Source organism: Serratia sp. KG1D (assembly GCF_037150675.1).
GTDB classification, from domain to species: Bacteria; Pseudomonadota; Gammaproteobacteria; order Enterobacterales; family Enterobacteriaceae; genus Serratia; species Serratia nematodiphila.
In genome coordinates, this window is the sequence record NZ_JBAGIH010000005.1 from 48,996 (window position 1) to 66,067 (window position 17,072).

Annotated in this window: 16 protein-coding genes; 8 read left to right on the forward strand and 8 right to left on the reverse strand. The window is 61.2% G+C overall.

All coding sequences use genetic code 11. From position 1 onward, the window contains the following. Nucleotide 1 precedes the first annotated feature (1 nt). A complete protein-coding gene (gene ftsY, locus WFM45_RS21020; protein ID WP_336957162.1) occupies nt 2-1,633 on the reverse strand; it encodes a signal recognition particle-docking protein FtsY in 1,632 nt (543 codons plus the stop codon). Between the two features lie 242 nt (nt 1,634-1,875). Between ftsY and rsmD the strand changes: the two genes are divergently transcribed. Then, complete coding sequence (gene rsmD / locus WFM45_RS21025) at nt 1,876-2,496, forward strand: 16S rRNA (guanine(966)-N(2))-methyltransferase (protein ID WP_015376284.1); 621 nt, start codon at nt 1,876-1,878, stop codon at nt 2,494-2,496. Then, nucleotides 2,486-2,758, forward strand: coding sequence for a DUF1145 family protein (locus tag WFM45_RS21030; RefSeq protein WP_004934327.1), 273 nt, complete (start codon nt 2,486-2,488; stop codon nt 2,756-2,758). Before rsmD ends, WFM45_RS21030 begins: the two co-directional genes overlap by 11 nt. A gap of 3 nt (nt 2,759-2,761) precedes the next feature. On the opposite strand, the gene WFM45_RS21035 is transcribed toward WFM45_RS21030, so the two are convergent. Continuing rightward, complete coding sequence (locus WFM45_RS21035; RefSeq protein WP_015376283.1) at nt 2,762-3,118, reverse strand: DUF2500 domain-containing protein; 357 nt, start codon at nt 3,116-3,118, stop codon at nt 2,762-2,764. A 159-nt stretch (nt 3,119-3,277) separates the two neighbouring features. On the opposite strand from WFM45_RS21035, the gene WFM45_RS21040 reads away from it, so the two are divergent. After that, the gene (locus tag WFM45_RS21040) at nt 3,278-3,904 is read left to right on the forward strand and encodes a lysoplasmalogenase (protein ID WP_015376282.1); all 627 of its coding nucleotides are present in this window, start codon (nt 3,278-3,280) and stop codon (nt 3,902-3,904) included. Nucleotides 3,905-3,944: 40 nt separating this feature from the next. On the opposite strand, the gene WFM45_RS21045 is transcribed toward WFM45_RS21040, so the two are convergent. Beyond that, entirely contained in the window at nt 3,945-4,322 is a 378-nt protein-coding gene (locus WFM45_RS21045) for an AprI/Inh family metalloprotease inhibitor (protein ID WP_082997364.1), read from the reverse strand. Nucleotides 4,323-4,377: 55 nt separating this feature from the next. Continuing rightward, complete coding sequence (locus WFM45_RS21050; protein WP_016929476.1) at nt 4,378-5,841, reverse strand: serralysin family metalloprotease; 1,464 nt, start codon at nt 5,839-5,841, stop codon at nt 4,378-4,380. 683 nt (nt 5,842-6,524) lie between these two features. Here WFM45_RS21050 and WFM45_RS21055 point away from each other — a divergent pair. Then, a complete protein-coding gene (locus tag WFM45_RS21055) occupies nt 6,525-8,843 on the forward strand; it encodes a zinc/cadmium/mercury/lead-transporting ATPase (protein ID WP_060558173.1) in 2,319 nt (772 codons plus the stop codon). An 80-nt stretch (nt 8,844-8,923) separates the two neighbouring features. Here WFM45_RS21055 and tusA read toward each other — a convergent pair whose 3' ends face one another. Then, complete coding sequence (gene tusA / locus WFM45_RS21060) at nt 8,924-9,169, reverse strand: sulfurtransferase TusA (protein WP_004934314.1); 246 nt, start codon at nt 9,167-9,169, stop codon at nt 8,924-8,926. A gap of 220 nt (nt 9,170-9,389) precedes the next feature. On the opposite strand from tusA, the gene WFM45_RS21065 reads away from it, so the two are divergent. The 3 genes from WFM45_RS21065 to WFM45_RS21075 all read left to right on the forward strand — a co-directional run bounded on the left by WFM45_RS21065 (nt 9,390) and on the right by WFM45_RS21075 (nt 11,169). Then, a complete protein-coding gene (locus tag WFM45_RS21065) occupies nt 9,390-10,049 on the forward strand; it encodes a 7-cyano-7-deazaguanine/7-aminomethyl-7-deazaguanine transporter (RefSeq protein WP_004934310.1) in 660 nt (219 codons plus the stop codon). A 41-nt stretch (nt 10,050-10,090) separates the two neighbouring features. Continuing rightward, nucleotides 10,091-10,525: a GNAT family N-acetyltransferase gene (locus tag WFM45_RS21070; RefSeq protein WP_049186133.1), complete on the forward strand. Its 435-nt coding sequence runs from the start codon at nt 10,091-10,093 to the stop codon at nt 10,523-10,525. Between the two features lie 80 nt (nt 10,526-10,605). Then, on the forward strand, nt 10,606-11,169 hold the full coding sequence (locus WFM45_RS21075; protein ID WP_336957169.1) for a DcrB family lipoprotein: 564 nt from the start codon (nt 10,606-10,608) through the stop codon (nt 11,167-11,169). Between the two features lie 34 nt (nt 11,170-11,203). On the opposite strand, the gene glpC is transcribed toward WFM45_RS21075, so the two are convergent. From glpC to glpA, 3 genes are read right to left on the reverse strand one after another with little or no spacing between them, the layout of a single operon-like run. Then, nucleotides 11,204-12,403 (reverse strand): anaerobic glycerol-3-phosphate dehydrogenase subunit GlpC, encoded by a 1,200-nt coding sequence (gene glpC, locus WFM45_RS21080; RefSeq protein WP_016929482.1) that lies wholly within the window; start codon nt 12,401-12,403, stop codon nt 11,204-11,206. After that, entirely contained in the window at nt 12,400-13,668 is a 1,269-nt protein-coding gene (glpB, locus tag WFM45_RS21085; RefSeq protein ID WP_336957252.1) for a glycerol-3-phosphate dehydrogenase subunit GlpB, read from the reverse strand. Before glpB ends, glpC begins: the two co-directional genes overlap by 4 nt. Continuing rightward, on the reverse strand, nt 13,658-15,307 hold the full coding sequence (glpA, locus tag WFM45_RS21090) for an anaerobic glycerol-3-phosphate dehydrogenase subunit A (RefSeq protein ID WP_336957171.1): 1,650 nt from the start codon (nt 15,305-15,307) through the stop codon (nt 13,658-13,660). The genes glpB and glpA overlap by 11 nt, the downstream gene beginning before the upstream one ends. A 364-nt stretch (nt 15,308-15,671) precedes the next feature. Between glpA and glpT the strand changes: the two genes are divergently transcribed. After that, entirely contained in the window at nt 15,672-17,024 is a 1,353-nt protein-coding gene (gene glpT, locus WFM45_RS21095; RefSeq protein WP_015376273.1) for a glycerol-3-phosphate transporter, read from the forward strand. Nucleotides 17,025-17,072 lie beyond the last annotated feature (48 nt).

Below are 17,072 nucleotides of genomic sequence, written 5' to 3' on the forward strand. Positions count from 1 at the left end.
ATTAATCCTCTCGGGCAAAAAGTGCCTCAATAAAATCGTCAGCCTTAAACGGCCGCAAATCTTCGATGCCTTCCCCGACGCCGATATAGCGGATCGGGATACCGAACTGATCGGCGATGGCGAAGATCACCCCGCCCTTGGCGGTACCGTCCAGTTTAGTCAGCGTGATGCCGGTTAAGCCCACGGCCTCATTAAATAATTTCGCCTGACTGACGGCATTCTGGCCGGTGCTGGCATCGAGCGTCAGCATAACCTCATGGGGGGCCTGGTCGTCCAGTTTTTTCATGACGCGGACGATCTTCTTCAGCTCTTCCATCAGGTGCGATTTGTTCTGCAGACGGCCGGCGGTATCGGCGATCAACACATCGATGCCGCGCGCCTTGGCGGCCTGCACCGCATCGAAGATCACCGAAGCGGAATCCGCGCCGGTATGCTGCGCCACCACCGGAATGCGGTTGCGTTCGCCCCACACCTGCAGCTGTTCCACCGCCGCGGCGCGGAAGGTGTCCCCCGCCGCCAGCATCACCGACTTGCCTTCCGCCTGGAACTGGCGCGCCAGCTTGCCGATGGTGGTGGTTTTACCCACGCCGTTCACGCCGACCATCAGGATGACATACGGGGTTTTCCCGCTGACATCCAGCGGCTGATCGACCTTGGCCAGAATTTCGGACATTTCCTCCTTCAGCTTGCCGTACAGCGCTTCGGCGTCTTTTAGCTGCTTGCGGCTGGCGTGCTGAGTCAGGGAGGTGATGATCTTGCGCGTGGTGTCCACGCCAACGTCAGCGATCAGCAGCTGTTCTTCCAGCTCGTCGAACAGGTCGTCGTCGATCTTTTTACCGCGGAACAGCCCCATAAAGCCGGAGCCGAGGTTCTGCTTGGTCTTCAGCAGGCTGCGCTTCAGGCGCGCGAAGAAGCCCTCTTTGGTCGGGCGCTCCTGCTCTTGCGCAGCGGCCGGCACGCCGAGTTCCAGCGGCTCTTCTTCCGCTTCCGGCTCGGGTTCGATGACCGGCTCGGGTTCGACGACCGGCTCAGGTTCGACGACCGGTTCGGGTTCGACGACCGGCTCAGGTTCGACGACCGGCTCAGGTTCGACGACCGGCTCGGGTTCGACGACCGGCTCGGGTTCAACCACCGGCTCAGGCTCAACGACCGGATCGGGTTCGACGACCGGCTCAGGCTCAACGACCGGCTCGAGTTCAACGACCGGCTCAGGCTCAACGACCGGCTCGGGTTCGACGACCGGCTCAGGTTCGATGACCGGCTCGGGTTCGACGACCGGCTCGGGTTCGGTGACAGGTTGCTGCTGCGCCGCCACCTGTTCGGTGACGCTGACGATCTCTTCGGCCAGCGCTTGCGCCGTCGGATGCTCGGCCGCCGCAGGCAGATTTTCCGCGATTTGCTCGCCGGCCTGACCGTTATCCCACTCTCCCGGGGTGTCGACGGAGGCGGCAGGTTCAGATTCCTGGGCGGGGAGCTTGTCGTCCAGCTTGGCGGCGACCGGTTCAGCCGGCGTCTCCGCGGCCTGAGGTTCCGCCTGCTCTACCGACGGCTCAGGTTGCTGTTGCTCTTCTTCCTTCTCCTTCTGGCCAAAGCCCAGCCAGGAGAAAAACCCACGTTTCTTATCTTTTGCCATGTTATGACTCTACTCCGTACCGAAGGCTCGCTTACCCTCCATACCTGAAGGATATATGCTGACAATAATCCGCCGAGTCTATCACTTTCCCTCGCCCAGCAACACGCATCCGGCATGCTTTCCGGCGTGAAATCAGACAACAACGTTTTACCGTTCCCCCCGACGCCCGTCACCGGTAGAATAGGGACAACTTTTCGTTAACCTCGGCGGCCCCGCGCCGCGAAAGAAACCAAACAACGCTTATGACAAGACTCTCGCCACGGGCGGCGGCCAAAAAACCGCCCCAGGCCGCAGCCGGACAGATCCGCATCATCGGCGGCCAATGGCGCGGTCGCAAACTCCCGGTGCCGAACAGCCCGGGGCTGCGCCCCACCACCGATCGGGTACGCGAAACCCTGTTCAACTGGCTGGCGCCGGTGATTCAGGGCGCGCGCTGCCTCGACTGTTTCGCCGGCAGCGGCGCATTGGGGCTGGAAGCGCTGTCGCGCTATGCCGGCAGCGCCACGCTGCTCGAATTCGAACGGCCGGTGGCGCAGCAGCTGGAAAAAAATCTGGCGCTGCTGCAGGGCAAAGGGGTGGTTATCAACACCAACGCGCTGAGCTGGCTGGCGGGCGATGGCCAACCGTTCGACGTGGTGTTCCTCGATCCGCCGTTTCGCAAAGGCCTGCTGGCGGAGACCGCCCTGTTGCTGGAGCAACGCGGCTGGCTGGCCGACGAGGCCTGGATCTATGTAGAAGCCGAGGCGGAAAGCGCCGCGGCGGACGTGCCTGCCAGCTGGCAGCTGCACCGGGAGAAGGTCGCCGGCCAGGTGGCCTATCGCCTTTATATTCGTTCGCAAGAGAAAACCGACCATGTTGATTAATCTGGGCCGCCTGCTGATGCTGTGCGTGTGGGGCTTCCTGCTCTCTAACCTGTTCCATCCGTTTCCCAAGCCGCTGAAGTATTTCATCGACGTGGCGCTGTTCTTTATGGTGGTGATGCACGGCCTGCAGCTGGTGCTGTTGAAATCCACCCAGCCGAAGGATCAGCCGATCAGCTACTGGCAAGAGGCCAAGATCTTTATCTTTGGCGTGTTCGAGCTGCTGGCCTGGCAAAAGAAACAGCCGCCCATCAAGAAGAAGTGACCGCTACGGCTGAGCGGTGAACGAGACGAAGCGCGTGCCCTGCATGTTCAACGTGCCTTGCGCGCCCTTTTCTATCGGGTTGTACTGCCATTGCTTCAGCCGCAGCTGGATGTCTTCACCGCCCTGTACCGGGCTGAACACCACCTCGTAATTCATCGGTTCATTGACCAACGGCTCGCGCTGCGGCGCGCGGGTCTTGGTGACCGGCACCGCGCGTTTGTCGCTCACCGTCACCTGCAGACTGCGCATCGGCGCGCGATCGTTTTCCGCCTCCTGCTGCCGCTGCTTGAAGTAGCGTTGCGTGGCCAGCACGGCGATCAGCGCAATCACGGCGACAAAAAATAACGGTGGCTTACTCATCGGTTTCCCATTTCCTTCGCGGCTAAATCAGCGTAAACATAGCATTCTCAAGAAAGCATTGTCGATCGCCGGCAGGCTACCTACACTGAAATGAAGAAGTGACATGGGTGACAGTTTGGAGCCGGTTGTTGCGGCTCCCTCCTACATAAGGAAGACATAATGAGTTGGCCGTTCCTTGCCGTATTCTTTTCCGGTTGGCTATTCGTCGACGCCTCTTACCGTGGGCCGCGCTGGCAGCGCTGGGTGTTCAAACCCGTCACGCTGCTGCTGCTGTTGCTGTTGGCCTGGCAGGCGCCGGTGCTCAGCGCTGCGGGTTATCTGATCGTACTCGGCCTGCTGGCGACGCTGATCGGCGACGCATTGCTCCTGTTGCCGCGCGAACGGGTGCTGTATGCCATCGGCGCCTTTTTCCTGTCCCACCTGCTGTATACCCTGAGTTTCGCCAGCCAGATGACGTTCAGCCTGTTCTGGCCGCTGCCGCTGGCGCTGCTGGCGATCGGCGCACTGCTGCTGGCCACCGTCTGGACCCGGCTGGAAGAGATGCGCTGGCCGATCGTTACCTACGTAGCGATGACGCTGCTGATGGTCTGGCTGGCGGGCGAACAATATTTCCTGCGCAGCACCGATTTCGGCTTCTCGCTGCTGACCGGCACCTCGCTGCTGCTGCTGGCCAACGTGGTTTGGCTGCTCAACCGCTACCGCTTCACCTTCCGCGCGGCGGACGCCATCGTGGCTTTCTGTTACTTCTCCGGCCACTTCCTGATCGTGCGTTCGCTCTACCTGTAGAGGCCTGCCGCGGGTTCGGCGCGCCGAACCCGTTTCTTCATCAAGCCAGCGCTTTCAACGTCAAAGCATCATCCGCACCCAGCTGATTGCGGTACAGATCGCCGTCGCGCGAGAAGAACGCCAGCGTGCTGCCATCCGCCCGCAGCAGGGCGATGCCGTCCGGAGCCGGGCGCCAGCCCACGACTTCCGCCGCAAACACGCTCTGCAAACACTGTTGCCGATCCACCAGCTGATAGCCGTTGGTCTCGTTTTGTTCATGCGCCAGAAACTCGATTTGGCATTGCCGTTCGCTGTCGGCCACCTGCCATTGTCCCGCCAGCGACTGCGCGGTCGGCAATGCCAAACTGCCGGCCATCACCGCACTCGTCACCATCATGCCACCCGCCGCCAAAGCGGTGCGCGCTAAAGTACCTTTCATACCGGGCTCCTGCATCACGCCCGGCCGAGACTGCGCCGGGCGTTCCGTTGCTGTGTTACACGATAAAGTCCGTGGCGACGTCTACCTGGCCGACGATTTTCACCAGGAAGTCCGGCGCCTGATGCCCGCCGATGTTCACCGACAAATCGGTCACGTTGCTGGACGCGTTGTAGCTCAGCAGCGCCTCACCGGCCGTGCCGCTGAAGTGATCGACGAAGTGAATGAAATCGCTGCTCTGCGCTTCTTTATTGAAGAACGACAGGTCGATCTTGTCGATCCCTTTCTGGAAGTCGCGGATCCAGTCGGAAGCACCCGGTGCGGAATCGCTGGCGGCAGAGAACACAAAGATGTCTTTGCCGGCACCGCCCCACAGTTCATCCGCCCCGCCGCCGCCGAACAGCACGTCGTTACCCGCGCCGCCTTTCAGCACGTTGTTGGCCGCGTTGCCGACGATCACGTCGTTGCCGGAACCGCCAATGGCGTTCTCAATGGTCACACCGGCGGCGATCGAGACGTTGCCCTTCAGGCCGCCCACGTCGGAGAACGATTTCTCATTCAGGTTGATGCGCTGGTTAGCGGTATAACCGGAGAAATCGAAGGTATCGTTGCCACCCGCATCCCAGGCCGCAAAGATCACTTTCTGCGAATTGCTGGTGGTGCTGAGGAAGTCACGACCGGTATTGGAGTTAAAGCCGTACACGGTGTCGCCGGTGCGGGTCGACAGGTTCGCGCCATACAGATGCTGAATGGCGGCAATGTCATCCAGCAGCGGAGCTGCGGCGTAATGACCGCCGTTATCGCCACCGGTGTTGGTTTCGCTCCAGTAGCTCATCAGGCTGAACTGGCGGGTGTCTTCCGCATAGGTAACGTCGCGATAGGTCGGGTTGCCTTCACCGGCGTTGTAATCGCCCGGATGGCTCAGACCCAGCGCATGGCCAATCTCATGGGTGAACGTCTGGCGGCCGTAGTCTTCGGTCGCCGGATGCTTCACGTTGGATTGGTTGACGTTGTACCAGGTCTGGCCGCCCAAATCCTGGCCCTGCCAAATGGTGTTCGGCAGGAAGGCGTAGGCCTGGGTACCATAATCATAGTGGCCGGGACGATCCTGGCTGTAATTGCCGAAGGTGATATTGGCCTTTTGACCGGCCGCCACTTCGGTGAAGGTGATATTGGCGACGTCGGCCCAGGACTGCAGCGACAGCTTAGCCTGCTGCTGCTGTTCCGCGCTGAACTTGCTCAGCCCGGTATCGCCGGCGACGTTGGTGGAAGAGAACTTATAGTCCGGGAAGGAGAAGGTTAATTTGACCGGCTGGCCAAATACCTTGTAACCGTTCCAGGTTTGGTTCTCGCGGGTAATAAACAGCCCAGCTTGCTCGTTAGAAAATGAATCCTTGCCATTAATCTGAATCCCGTTACCCCGCTCATGATAATGCAGCAGGTCATCTACAGCATCGTAGCCGGTTGTCGCGGCCGCAAGGCTGGATTCAGTAATTTCAATTGCCTTTTTAGTAGATTGCATTGGTTCGATTCCACTCATTACCTGATTGATACCAATCAGACAGATAGACATAACCTCCCCGTAAGCCACGGTTAATGAACCTTAAGCTTGCTGGAAGGGGCTTATGCGCCGTTACCGGCAGTGTGTTAGGTAGAATTAATGCATATATATCAGCAAATAAGATCACCATTAAAAATGGTAATCGATTCCAATTATAGGCAGGGTCGCAAAACTGCACATAAAATAATCAACCATTTATTATCGCAACGAAAGTTTGTTATGCTGCTTTTTAGGCTTATTTACAAAACAAATGAAACTTGGTGAGGATAAGTTGGCACCAAACTTCAATAGCAATGCGGCCTGCAGACTCAAGCGAATCATGCTGGCTTTACTCAGGGGAAAAGGTAAATTTTGCTAAAGCGTTATAGATTAATAACTCTTTATTATTAGGTCAGGCGATTTTTTAGTTTCTATAGGAATATTATTTTCTTATTTAAACTAACGGTGGCGAGCCTTTTCGCCCCAAGAGGGGATAAGAAAAGCCGATAGATTAAAATCCGCATTATTCATTATTGAATGAATACCCCCTTCTCTACGCTTGAACGCCGTTAGCAATAATTCTCATCCGGCGCTTGACTCTGGAGTGGACTCCAGGGTGTAGAGTCAGTTGAGCAAACCCGTTTAACAGCCCGAAGGGGGACGTTATGCACAATCAGCAAAACCATAATCATCAGGAACATCACCACGCCGAAGGCGGATGCGGCTGCAACCACAGCCACAGCAAAACTCAGCACGGCTGCAGCAGCGAACCGAAAAACGCCGCCGCACAGGCCGAACACGCCCACCATCATCACGATCATGGCGATAGCGGCTGCTGCACCGCCGCACCCGACGATCCGGACGAGGAAAGCGACAGGCTGGCCGCCGCTCCCCCTTCCGGCAGCCAACGTTTCAGCTGGAAAGTCACCGGCATGGACTGCCCCAGCTGCGCCAAGAAAATCGAAAATGCCGTCACCGCACTCCCCGGCGTCGACAGCGCGCGCGTGTTGTTCGCCACCGAGAAACTGGTGGTCGACGCGCAGTCCGACATCAGCCTGCGGATCCAGGACGCGGTCGCCCAGGCCGGCTTTACCCTGCTCGGCGCTCAGACCGCCAAAACCGCCGCGCCCAAAACCTCACGCTTCGGTGAATTCGCGCCGCTGCTGCTGTTAACCACCCTGATGGTCGTCAGTTGGGTGCTGGATCGGGTTAACCCGGAGCTGGGCCGCATCGCCTTTATCGCCACCACGCTGGTCGGGTTGGCGCCGGTCGCCGCCAAGGCGCTGCGTTTGATTCGTTCCGGCACGCCGTTTGCCATCGAAACGCTGATGAGCGTGGCGGCCATCGGCGCGCTGTTCATCGGCGCCACCGCCGAAGCGGCGATGGTGCTGCTGCTGTTTATGGTCGGCGAACTGCTGGAATCCTACGCCGCCAACCGCGCACGGCGCGGGGTGAAGGCGCTGATGGAGCTGGTGCCAGAAGATGCGCTGCTGCTACAAGGCACGGAACGCAAACGCGTGCCGGTCGCCAGCCTGCGCCCCGGCGACGTGATTGAAATCGCGCCCGGTGGGCGCCTGCCGGCCGACGCCGAGCTGCTCAATCCGTTCGCCAGCTTCGATGAAAGCGCCCTGACCGGCGAATCGGTGCCGGTCGAGCGCCAACAGGGGGAGAAAGTGGCTGCCGGCAGCCTGTCCGTCGATCAGGCGGCGCAGATGAAGGTGATCTCCGAGCCCGGCAAAAACGCCATCGACCGCATCCTGCAGCTGATTGAAGAGGCCGAAGAGCGCCGCGCGCCGATCGAACGCTTCCTCGATCGCTTCAGCCGCTATTACACCCCGGCCATTATGCTGCTGGCCGTCGCGGTGATCCTGGTGCCACCGCTGCTGTTCTCGCAGCCGTGGGATACCTGGATCTATCGCGGCCTGACGCTGCTGCTGATCGGCTGCCCATGTGCGCTGGTGATCTCAACGCCGGCGGCCATCACATCCGGACTGGCGGCCGCCACGCGGCGCGGCGCGCTGATTAAAGGCGGCGCGGCGCTGGAGCAACTGGGCCAGATTCAAACCATCGCCTTCGATAAGACCGGCACCTTGACCGAAGGCAAGCCGACGGTCACCGACGTGCTGCCTATCGGTGCGCTCACCGAACAACGGCTGCTGCAGCTTGCCGCCGCGGTGGAAGCCGGTTCACATCACCCGCTGGCGCAGGCGATCATCAACCGCGCCGCCGCAAGCGGGGCTGAGTTGCCGCTGGCGCAGGCGCGCCGCGCGCTGGCCGGCGTCGGCGTGGAAGGGCTCGTGGACGGCAAGACCGTGCTGATCAGCGCGCCGGGCAAACTGGCGCCGGGCCTGCTCGGCACCCCATGGCAGAGCCAGGTAGACAAGCTGGAAAACGCCGGCAAAACGGCGGTGGTGGTGCTGGAAGACGGCGCGCCTATCGGCTTGCTGGCGCTGCGCGATACGCTGCGCGGCGACGCCAAACAGGCGATAGCCGAACTGAACGCGCTGGGCATTCGCGGCGTGATGCTGACCGGCGACAACCCGCGCGCCGCCGCGGCGATCGCCGGCGAGCTGGGCCTCGACTATCGCGCCGGTCTGCTGCCGGAAGATAAGGTCAAAGCGGTCACCGAGCTGAGCGAACTGCGCCCGACGGCGATGATCGGCGACGGCATCAACGACGCCCCGGCGATGAAAGCCTCCAACATCGGCATCGCCATGGGCAGCGGCACCGACGTGGCGCTGGAAACCGCCGACGCCGCCCTGACCCACAACCGGCTGCTGGGCGTCGCGGAGATGATCCGCATCTCACGCGCCACCCACGCCAATATCCGGCAAAACATCACCATCGCATTGGGGTTGAAGGGGGTCTTCCTGATCACCAGCCTGCTGGGGCTGACCGGTTTGTGGCTGGCGGTACTGGCTGACTCCGGCGCCACCGCGCTGGTCACCGCCAACGCGCTGCGGCTATTGAGAAAGCGCAGCTAAGCTCTGAAACAAACACGGGCGCGGCATACCGCGCCCGTTGTCATTTGGGGGAGGGAACTTTTAACTCGGCCGCGCCGCCGTTAGACGCCTTTACGTAACAGATAACGGTATGGCACCTGTTCGGTCTCCTGCGCCACCAGCGTGTGCTCCATAAAGCGGCAGAACCCCGGGATATCGCGGGTGGTGGCCGGATCGTCGGCGATAATCAGCAGCGTTTCGCCGTTGTCCATATGGCGCACGGTTTTACGCACCATCATCACCGGTTCCGGACAGCGCAGCCCCAGCGCGTCGAGCGTCTGGTCTGCCTGAGCAAATAAGTCAGTCATGCAATTTTTCTCGTTCAAAAACGATCGGCGAACGCTCGCCGCATCTCATTAGCGCCTAGTTTACGCCGGTAGTTTTTCTGCGCAAGATGCGTTAACGTTTGCGTTAAATTTAACCATTGCATTGGTTGCGCAAACGCGTATCATGCCGCCGCGCAGCGTTTTTTGCTGTTTTGACAAGACACACTGGGTTCCCTCACCCCACTGCTAAAAAGGCTACAACATGTATTCGTTTACCGCACAGCAGCGCTTCACCGCGTTGGTCTGGCTTTCGCTGTTTCATATCGCCATCATTACCTCCAGCAACTACCTGGTGCAGCTGCCGATCACCGTTTTCGGCTTCCATACCACCTGGGGCGCCTTTACTTTCCCGTTTATCTTCCTGGCGACCGATCTGACCGTGCGCATCTTCGGCGCGCCGCTGGCGCGGCGCATCATCCTGGCGGTGATGGTGCCGGCGCTGTTCATCTCTTATGTGATCTCCACCGTCACCTATCAGGGAGAATGGCAGGGCTTTGCGGCGCTGAACAGTTTTAACCTGTTCGTGGCGCGCATCGCCGTCGCCAGCTTTATGGCCTATGTGCTCGGGCAGATCCTCGACGTACACGTCTTCAACCGCCTGCGTCAACGCAGCGCCTGGTGGGTGGCGCCGGCGGCGGCGATGTTCCTCGGCAACATCAGCGATACGCTGGCGTTCTTCTTCATCGCCTTTTATAAGAGCAGCGATCCCTTCATGGCCAACAACTGGGTGGAGATCGCGCTGGTGGATTACAGCTTCAAGGTGATGATCTGCCTGCTGTTCTTCCTGCCGATGTACGGTGTGTTGCTGAACATGCTGCTCAAACGCATCGCGGCGCGCAGCGGCGGCCTGCAGCCGGGCTGAGTCGTGTTATTCTGGGCGGCCCTATCCTTTGGAGGCCGCTCATGACCCCAATCGTCCGCACCGCCACGCTTGAAGACATCCACCGCCTTTACCAACGCATCCCCGAATTCGGCGGCCTGCATAGCCTGGCCGATCTGCAGCGGCGCATCGGCACCGCCCCCGCCAGCCTGTTGATCGCCGAGATAGCCGGACAACCGGCCGGTTTCAAACTCGGTTATCAACGGCAGGAAACGGTGTTTTACAGCTGGCTGGGCGGCGTGCTGCCGGCATTTCGTCGCCACGGCGTGGCGCAGGCCTTGTTGGCTGAACAGGAACGCTGGGCGCGGGCGCAGGGCTATCGCCAACTGACGGTCAAAACCCGTAACCGGTTCCGCGCCATGCTGACGATGCTGATCGCCCACCACTATCAGATTGTTCAGCTGGAAAAGAAAGGCGAAGTGGCTGATTATCGGCTATTACTGGAAAAAAACTTGTGACAACATCTGCCTTGCATTTCAACCTGGAATAGGTTGCGATACGACAGTGAATCCCTACCGGAAAGGAAGAAGGAAGCCCGATGCGTAAAGTAGCGAAATTGATGGGTATCAGCCTGCTGGCGCTTGGCCTCGCGGCCTGCGACGGCGAAACCAAAGACACCAAGGCGGCAACGGACGGCACGGCGGCCAGCGCGCCGGCCGGGCAGCAGGTGAGCCTGCTGGACGGTAAACTGGCGTTCACCCTGCCTGTCGGCATGGCGGATCAGAGCGGCAAGCTGGGCAACCAGGCCAACAACATGCATGTTTACGCAGACAGCACCGGCCAGCGCGCGGTGATTGTGATCCTGGGTGACAAGACCGCCGACAGCCTGGAGACCCTGACCAAGCGCCTGGAGAATACCCAACGCGCGCGTGACGCCAACCTGCAGGTGATCACCAACAAAGCGCTCGACGTCAACGGTGTGCCGCTGCGTCAGCTGGACAGCATCATCACCAGCGGCGGCGAGAAAGCCTATTCTTCCGTCCTGATCGGCTCGCTGAACAACAACATGCTGACCATTCAGGTAACGCTGCCGGCGGACAATCAGCAGCAGGCGCAGACCGAAGCCGAAGGCATCATCTCCACCCTGAAGCTGAAGCAGTAATCCCACAAAGGGCCGGCTTGCCGGCCCTTTCGTTTTATGCCAGCGCCTGCGCCAGCAGGGTGATCGGATGTTCGCAGCGTTTGCTGGTGGACATTTCTATCTGCCATTTGCAGGTCTCGCAGTCGGTCACCACCAGATCCACCCCGCTCTCTTCTATCTGCCGGAACAGCGGCGCGCCGATGCCCTGCGACGTGGCGTAGTTCTCCGATTTGAACCCGTAGGTGCCGGCGATGCCGCAGCACTGCGAATCCAGCACCACCAGCTCCAGCCCCGGTATCTGCCGCAGCAGCTCCAGGGTGTAGGCGGTCCAGCCCATCTTCTCCATATGGCAAGGCGTGTGATAAGCCACCCGCAGCGGCGTGCGTTTCAGCGGCAGACTGCGCCCCTGATTGATCAGACGATAGAGATAGCGCGTCGCCAGCTCCACCCGATCGCGCACCGGGGTGGTGTCTACGTCCAGCAGATGAGGGTATTCGTCACGCAGGGTGAAGGTGCAGCTCGACGAAGTGGCCACCACCGGAATGCCGCGCTCCAGCACCGTTTCATGCAGCGATTCGGCATTGACCCTGGCCTGCTTTTTGGCCTGCTCGATAAACCCGTTGGCGATCAGCGGCACGCCGCAGCATTTCTCGCGCTTCAGCAGCTGCACGCCGATATCCAGCGCATTGAACACCCGGATCAAATCCTTGCCCAGCTGCGGGTGGTTATAGTTGACGAAGCAGCCGTGGAAGAACGCCACCTGCTCGGCGTAACGCTGCTGCGCCTGCGCCTGTTGCCGGTACCAGCGACGGAAGGTGCCGAAGGAATATTTCGGCAGTTCACGACGGTGATCGATCTTCAGCGCCTTGTCCAGCAGCTTGCGCACCGGTTTCAGCCCGGTGGCGGCGTTGACGATCGGCGCGAACGGCGTCGACAGCGATCCCATGATATCGGTGTGGCTGAGGATGGCGTCACGCAGCGTCGGCTTGCTCTGGGCAAAGTCGGCGCGGGCGCGCTGAATGATGTCGCCGATTTTGACGTCGGACGGGCAGGCCACTTCACAACGCTTGCAGTTGGTGCAATATTTCAACGCCTCGTCGTACAGCGCCGGGTCTTTCAGCCGCAGCCGCTCGCCGTCTGGCCCCGCCTGTTTCGGCCCCGGGTAGAGCGGGTTCACTTTGGCGACCGGGCAGTAGGTGGTGCAGACGGTGCATTTGATGCAGCTTTCAAAGCTGTGATCCTGATGCAGACTCATGCGTTCTCCTCCGCGGCGATCTGCTGCGCAACGTGCAGCGCACCGATCAATGACACGCCGGCGCCGCAGCCCTGCTGCAGCGGATCGTAGCCGCCGGCGACCGCACCGATGGCATACAGATTGTCGAACGGCATTCCCTGCTTCATCGCCCGCAGCCTGCCGTCGGTACGCACGCCAAACTGCAGATAAGGCTGTGGCGCGAACAGCTCGCGCCGGCTCCAGTCGGCGCGATCGGCGCGGCTGTGCACGTCCAGCCCGAAGATCGGCTCACGCACTTCATCGAAATCCGCCACCAGCCCGTTGCTGAAGAAGCTGCCGCTGGCCAGCACCACCTGCTGCGCCCGCAGCGGAATATCGCCGTGGTTGCGGGTATACAGGCCGGTGACGCAGCCGGCTTCACACTCGGCGCGCAGCACGCTGTCGCCCGGCATGAAAACGCCGCCCAGCTGCTGGAAACGCCGCCGCAGCGCCTGATGCAAGCGCATGCCGGGCACCGAAGGCGGCAGCGTCGGCAGCAGCCGGAGCGGCTTGCCGACCGCATCCTGCAGCACCGCCAGCGACGCGTCGTCCTCCAGGCCCAGACAGGCCGGCAGGAAGAGCGCCTCGGCCTCGCCCGCCAGCCGCCGCAGCTCTTCGGCCATCGGCGGCAGGCTTTCCATCAAATCCAGTACCCGGGCGATGTTCACCGCACGGAACTCGCTGGGGTTATTGCGCAATCTGTCCAGCGCCGGCATGTGCAGATAGGCCACATCCGCCTCTACGCCGAGCTCGCGGCTCAGAGAGTCGGCGGCCATCTGCGGTTGGAAGTCGAGGAACCCTTCGATGCCGATTACCGCAATGCGCCGCCAGGGCAGTTGGCCGGTCAGCGGCAGCGTCGGGATCGCCTGCGGGCTGAGCCAGGTAGCGCGGCGCGTGCCGAGCGGCGTAATGCGCAGATGGTTGTTCACCCCCTCGCCCTGCAGATTCAGCCCGCAGCGTTCCAGCAGCCGCTGCGCGGCGGCGGACAGCGCCGCCACCCGGCCGGGGCCAATCAGAGAATACGGATGCTGCGGCGCCTGTTGCGCCAGCTGCGGCAGCGCCGCCAGCGGCATCTCGACCGGCGTGCCGTCCGGCAATCTCGCCAGCAGATCGAGCGAGCCGGAGGAGAAGTAGAGCGCGCTCTGGCCGGAACTGACCACCGCACAGCGTTTGCCCTGTTCGGCCACGGCAATGGCGCAGCTCAGGCCCGCCAGGCCGCCGCCAATCACCACTACGTCAAATCGCATCATCCGCCTCCTGCTCTTTGTCTGCCTGGGCCTCAAGCCCGCATAACCCTTGGTAAACCCAACTGGTGAATTCGCTCTCGCGCAGCGCATCGCCCCAGGCGATCGGCCGCACGCCTTTCCAGCGTTCGTTGAGGAACTGCGACAGCTGCGCGATGGATTGCTGCGGCGTGCTGACCTTGAAGCGCGTCAGCAGTCCGGCGGCGCGGCAGGCGCAGAGTTCACCCTGGCAGGTGCCCATGCCGACGCGGGTGCGGCGGCGCAGATCCACCAGGTTATTGACGGTCAGCGAATTGACCGCATAGCGCACTTCCCCGGCGGTCACCGCCTCGCACTCGCACACCAGGCTGGTGTCGAGCCGATCGGCCGCCGGCACCTGGCTGGCGCGATCGCCGTGCCGGTAAATCGCCGAGCCGCGAATGCTGGCGGGCAGAGAAACCACGCTGCGCACCGTTTCCTCCGCCGACTGACGGGATCCGGGCAACGCGTCCTGCGCGGTGGTGCACGGGCGGTTTACCCCGAGCTTTTCGCACACCTTGTCGGTGGCCCACTCCGCCATCAGGCGGTAGGTCATCAGCTTGCCGCCGGTGATGGTGATAAACCCTTCCAGCCCGTCGCGGGCGGCGTGATCGAGCAGCACGATGCCGCGGCTGACGTTGCGCCCGCTGGGATCGTCGTCGCTGGCCACCAGCGGCCGCACCCCGGCATAGGCGCGCAGAATGCGGGTCTGCGCCAGGGTGGGCGCCAGCAGCACCCCCTCGCGGATCAGAATGTCCACCTCCTGCGGGGTCACCAGCATGTTATCGATTTGGTCGTAGTCGATATGGGTCGAGGTGGTGCCGATCAGCGAGATGGTGTCGCCCGGCACCAGGATGTCGGCGTCCGCCGGTTTGCGGCAACGGTTGATCACCATGTTGTTGATGCGGTGACCGAGGATCAGCAGCGCTCCCTTGGCCGGGAACATGCGGATACGCAAATCGGCGTATTCGGCGATCTGCTGGCCCCAGATGCCGGCGGCGTTGACCACCACCGGCGCGTGCAGCTCATAGCGCCGCTGATTCTGATGGTCGTAAACGCGCACGCCCGTCACCCGGTCGCCGCTGCGCAACAATCCGACCACCTGGTGGTAAGTCAGGATCTGCGCGCCGTGCTCGCGCGCATCCAGCATGTTGGCGGCGGTCAGCCGGAAAGGATCGACGGTGCCGTCCGGCACCCGCACCGCGCCAATCAGCGCCGGATTAGCCGCCGGCTCCAGCCGCAGCGCCAGCTGCGGGTCGATCGCTTCGGCGTCGATGTCGGCCTGGCGACAGGCGGCGATAAACTGTTGCTGATACTCCAGCGAGTCCTGCGGCAGGGTGATGAACAGCCCATCGGTGCGCTCGATACAGTGATGCGCGATGCGTTTCAGGATGCGGTTCTCTTCGATGCACTCGCGCGCCGACTCGCCGTCGGTCACCGCATAGCGCGCGCCGCTGTGCAGCAAGCCGTGGTTGCGGCCGGTGGCGCCGGTGGCGATGTCGTGACGCTCCAGCAAAATGCAGCGCAAACCGCGCCGCGCACAATCGCGGGCAATGCCTGCGCCGGTGGCGCCGCCGCCGATGATGATCACATCCGTTTCGCCGCCGTCAAAATAGCTGCTCATGTCGCTCCCTCAGGATCGGTAGTTATGAGCCTATTGAGCCACGGTTATTAGGGTCTTTGTTTGATAAGGAACAAGAACGAACATAAAACGAAATAAAAATGTCCACAAAAAACCATCAATGTGATCATAATCACGATTTTTGGACGTTTTTCTATTTCATAACGTTAACGAATCGCTCAAAATCCGCCGTGGTTTCATGAAAGTGTAACAATTGCGCCATTCGTCACAGCGACACCAGGCGTATTTGTCGACAATGGCGCTCGTTATGGAACACAAAAACACCACATTCGATATCCGCTCAATCATCAAATGAACGTAAAAGGTCATATTGATGTGATAACAGATAAAGCCATCGGAGGCGCTCATGTTGAGTATTTTTAAGCCGGCCGCACACATCGCCCGTGTGCCGAGCGATAAGGTAGACCCGCTCTACCGTAAGCTGCGCTGGCAAATTTTCCTGGGGATCTTCTTCGGTTACGCCGCTTACTATCTGGTGCGTAAGAACTTCACCCTGGCCATGCCTTACCTGATCGAACAAGGCTTCAGCCGCGGCGACCTCGGCTTCGCGCTGTCGGGCATCTCCATCGCCTACGGCTTCTCCAAATTCATCATGGGTTCGGTCTCCGACCGTTCCAACCCGCGAGTGTTCCTGCCTGCCGGCCTGATCCTGGCGGCGGCGGTGATGTTGTTCATGGGCTTCGTGCCGTGGGCCACCTCCAGCATCGCGGTGATGTTCGTTCTGCTGTTCCTGTGCGGCTGGTTCCAGGGCATGGGTTGGCCGCCGTGCGGCCGTACCATGGTGCACTGGTGGTCGCAGAAAGAACGCGGCGGCATCGTTTCCATCTGGAACTGCGCCCACAACGTGGGTGGCGGCCTGCCGCCGCTGCTGTTCCTGCTGGGCATGGCCTGGTTCAACGACTGGCACGCAGCGCTGTACATGCCGGCCTTCGGCGCCATCCTGGTGGCCCTGATCGCCTTCGCCCTGATGCGCGACACCCCGCAATCCTGCGGCCTGCCGCCGATTGAAGAGTACAAAAACGACTATCCGGACGACTACAGCGAAAAAGACGAAGAAGAGCTGACCGCCAAGCAGATCTTCATGCAGTACATCCTGCCGAACAAGCTGCTGTGGTACATCGCGGTCGCCAACGTGTTCGTCTACCTGCTGCGTTACGGCATTCTGGACTGGTCGCCGACCTACCTGAAAGAAGTGAAGCACTTCGCGCTGGACAAGTCTTCCTGGGCCTACTTCCTGTATGAATACGCCGGTATCCCGGGCACTCTGCTGTGCGGCTGGATGTCGGACAAAGTGTTCAAAGGCAACCGCGGCGCCACCGGCGTGTTCTTCATGACGCTGGTGACCATCGCCACCGTGGTGTTCTGGATGAACCCGGCCGGCAACCCGACCGTGGACATGATCTGTATGCTGGTCATCGGCTTCCTGATCTACGGCCCGGTTATGCTGATCGGCCTGCACGCGCTGGAGCTGGCGCCGAAGAAAGCCGCCGGCACCGCCGCGGGCTTCACCGGCCTGTTCGGCTACCTGGGCGGCTCGGTCGCGGCCAGCGCCATCGTCGGTTACACCGTAGACTTCTTCGGTTGGGACGGCGGCTTCATGGTGATGATCGGCGGCAGCATCGCAGCGGTCATCCTGCTGCTGCTGACCATGCTGAACGAGAAGAAACACCACGCGGAAATCGCCGCCAAGCGCGGTTAAGCGTCACACGACTTTTGCATGATTTAAAGGCCGCCCTGCGGCCTTTTT